4 protein-coding genes are annotated in these 3,484 nt (G+C 69.7%); all 4 read right to left on the bottom strand.

Annotated elements, in window-relative coordinates; all coding sequences use genetic code 11:
* Nucleotides 1–849: FAD-dependent oxidoreductase (locus G3N99_RS36605; protein WP_206124794.1), on the bottom strand; the 849-nt coding region annotated here is incomplete at its 3' end.
* A 92-nt stretch (nucleotides 850–941) separates the two neighbouring features.
* On the bottom strand, nucleotides 942–1,550 hold the full coding sequence (locus G3N99_RS36600; RefSeq protein WP_206124793.1) for a lipocalin family protein: 609 nt from the start codon (nucleotides 1,548–1,550) through the stop codon (nucleotides 942–944).
* Between the two features lie 8 nt (nucleotides 1,551–1,558).
* Nucleotides 1,559–2,659 carry a class I SAM-dependent methyltransferase gene (locus G3N99_RS36595; protein WP_206124792.1) on the bottom strand — a complete coding sequence of 367 codons (1,101 nt, stop codon included), beginning with the start codon at nucleotides 2,657–2,659 and terminating at the stop codon, nucleotides 1,559–1,561.
* Nucleotides 2,656–3,484 (bottom strand): DUF1295 domain-containing protein (locus G3N99_RS36590; RefSeq protein WP_241012035.1); only part of this gene is annotated, 829 nt, incomplete at its 5' end. The genes G3N99_RS36590 and G3N99_RS36595, both read right to left, overlap by 4 nt.

Here is a 3,484-nt window from a genome sequence, read left to right as displayed (position 1 = left end):
GCTGGCGTCCGCGAGCAGCCGCAGGCTGGTCGGCGCGTGGCACGCGAGCACGACGGCGTCGAACCGCTCATGGCCGGCCGCGTCGGTCGCCACCGTGACGCCGTGTTCGTCGCGCAGAATCGTGCGAACCGGCGTGTTCACGCGGACGTCGTCGAGCGTCGCGGCAATGCGCTCGACGTACCGCCGCGCGCCACCGGCGATCGTGCGCCAGGGCGGGCGGTCGTTGACCTGCAGCAGCGCATGGTTCAGGCAGAAGCGCAGGAACGTCGCCGCCGGAAACCGCAGGATGTCGTCGGCGTTGCTCGACCAGATCGCGGCCGCCATCGGCAGCAGGTAGTGCTCCTGGAACGATGTGCCGTAGCCGCCCGCGGCGAGCAGCTCGCCGACCGACAGACGCTGGCGGTGCGCCGTTTCGAGGTGACGCTGCGCGGATGCGTTGAAGCGCAGGATGTCGCGCAGCATGCCGAGGAACGACGGCGAGAACAGGTTGCGGCGTTGCGCGAACACCGTGTTGAGGTTGCTGCCGGCCCATTCGAGCCGGCCGCCGTCGACCGAAACCGAGAACGACATGTCGCTCGGATGCGCAGCCACGCCGATTTCGTCGAGCAGCGCGATCAGGTTCGGATAGGTCTGCTCGTTGAAGACGAGGAACCCGGTATCGACCGGATGGCTCGCGCCGTCGAGTTCGATATCGACGGTGTGGGTATGGCCGCCGAGGTAGTCGGCCGCCTCGAACAGCGTCACGCGGTGGCGGCGGGCGAGCAGGTAAGCGCTCGCCAGGCCGGCGATGCCGGCGCCGACGACGGCGATCCGCCGCCCGGGCGGCGAGGCAGTGGGGTGCGGATGCATCGCGATGGGTCTCCAGCAGGCGCGTGAGCGGTCTCGGTAGCGGCTTTTCACCAGATACGGAGCAAAGCGGGCGGCGGATGCGCGGGGCCCGGTCAGTCGCGCTCGCCCGGCGCTGCGAAGCCCGGCTGGCCGATCTGCCCGGGTGTTTGCGGCACGCGCCTGAAGCGCGACGTGTCGTAGCCCATCGCGTCGAGCCGGGCGAGCAGCGCGCGGTACGTCGCGTCCTCCATCGTCGGCGTGCGCGAGAAGATCCAGCCGAGCGTCTTGCCCGGGTAGCCGAGGATCGTGTAGCGATAGCCGGGATCGACGTAGAGCGTCAATTGCGTGACATACACCGGCCAGAACAATCGCACGCGCCATTCGCCGCCTGCGCTGCCCGGTGTCACGGAATCGACGAAGCGGTAGCGTTTCTCGGGCTGGTCGAAGCCGCCTTTCCGGCCGACGAATGCGTCGTCGATCCGGCCGTCCGCGCGCAGCGTCCACTCGGCCCGGCTGCCGACGTAATCGCGTTCCGCGAAATACGGGATGTTGGCGATCACGTACCAGCGGCCCATGTAGCGCGGCAGGTCGACGGGCACGGTCGACAGCGGCACGGCGGCGCGCGGGTTCGGGTTCGGGGGCGTGCCGGGGCAGCCGGCGGCGGCGAGCGCGAGACCCGGCGCGAGCAGGACGGCGACGCGGCGGACGATGCGATACGGCATGAAGGGCCTCATCCGCGCGCCGGCCGTTTGTCGAACAGGTAATGGGCGACGCCCCATTCCTGGCCGCCGGCATAGCCGAACAGTTCGGCGACCGCCATGTAGAACATCCGCCAGCGCTGGAATCCGACGCGCGCGTCGGCGCCGTAGACCGTTTCGAGCATCGGCATGACCCGGCCGCGCGCGGCATCGAGCGACACGAGCCACTGGTTGGCCGTGCGGGCATAGTGCGTGCCGTCGAGCCACCACTGGCGGGCGATGCGCACGTCGTCCTGGAAGTGCAGCAGCAGATCGGCGGACGGCATCGTGCCGCCGGTGAAGAAGTGGCGTGACATCCAGTCGGACCCGTCGCGCGCCGTGAAGTGATAGGCGAGGAGCCGGTGCGCGAACAGGTGCACGAAGAGCTTGCCGTCGTCGGGCATCCAGCGGGCGATTTTCGACAGCAACTGCCCGTAGTTCTTCATGTGCTCGAACATCTCGATCGACAGCACGCGGTCGAACCCCGCTTCGCCGGAGGCGAAATCGAATTCGGCCACGTTGCCCGTGACGATCCGCAGGTTGGTCAGCCCGCGGCGGGCTGCGCACTGCTCGATGAAACCGCGTTGACCGTGCGAATTCGACAGGCCGACGATCCGTGCGCGGGGATAGCGCTCCGCCAGCCACAGCGCCAGGGAGCCCCAGCCGCAGCCGAGATCGAGGATGCGCTGTCCGTCCGCGAGTTCGGCGCGCCGTGCGGTCAAGCCGAGCATCGCGTCCTCCGCCTGCGCGAGCGTCTCGTCGCCGCCCGGGTAATAGCCGCACGAATATTTCAGCCGGGGGCCGAGATGGGCTTCGAAGAAGGCGCCGGGCACCTCGTAATGCTGCGTGTTGGCCGCTTGCGTCTCGACCGCGATCGGGCTCGCGCGCAGTTCGCGCAGCAGCGTGTCGTGGGCCATCGCGCGCCGCTCGCCGTCGTCGGCGTGTTCGTCGCGCAGGCGTTGTCGCATCAGCGCACGCATCCCGGCGCGGATCAGCGGATCCGGCAGCCAGCCGCGCTCACAGCAGCGGATCAGCCAGGTGTCGCCGGGCGCGGCAATCCCGGCAGGCGACGGTTGCGAGGCGGTAGCGGTCATGATCGCGTGCTCCTGTCTTCGGGACGATCCGGTCCGGTGCGGGAAGGGGGCGCGGCCCGCGCGGGCGGCCACGGGATCAGCGCGCTGGTCGTGCGCATGTATTCGCGATAGCCCGGGCGGGTGTCGACGAGGCGGGCTTCGAGCAGCGGCAAGCCGGACACCCTGAGCAGCAGCCATGCCATCAGGAACGGCGGCAGCAGGGTCAGCGCGCCCCACGGCATGCCGATCGCCAGGATCGTGTAGGCCAACCAGTGCAGGCATTCGAAAAAGTAGTTGGGGTGTCGCGAATAGCGCCACCAGCCGGCCCGGCAGACCTGGCCGCGTTGGCCGGGATCGGCCAGGAAGCGCTTGAGCTGGCGATCGGCGGCCGCCTCTCCTGCCACGGCGGCGAACCAGATCGCGACTGCGGCGGCAAGCGCGAACCGGGACGGGGCTGCCGTGCTGTAGGCGGGGACGAAGAACGCGACGGACAGCGCCATCGAGATCAGCGCCTGCAACTGGAACAGCCAGAACAGGTTGCGCGCGGCCGCATCGCCCCATTGCAGGCGAAATTGACGGTAGCGCGCATCTTCCGGCTGCCGGTGATTGCGGCGCCACAGATGCCGCGCGAGCCGCAGCCCCCAAAGGCCGCCGCCCAGCGCGACGAGCGCGCGGTTCAATCCCGCGCCGGTGCCGAACCCGGCGGCGAGCACGGCTACGCCGCCGAGCGTCGCGGCCCAGACCGGGTCGATCATGCCGGCGTTGCGCGAGCGCAGTTGAACGATCCACACGGCCGTGAACGCGAGTATCAGTCCGACGAAAGCGAGGACGGCGACGGCGGCGGCA

Origin of the sequence: Burkholderia sp. Ac-20392 (assembly GCF_017104585.1) — a bacterium.
Classification (GTDB): Bacteria; Pseudomonadota; Gammaproteobacteria; order Burkholderiales; family Burkholderiaceae; genus Burkholderia; species Burkholderia lata.
Note: the sequence above shows the minus strand (reverse complement) of the source record. Positions and strands in the feature narration are given on the sequence as shown.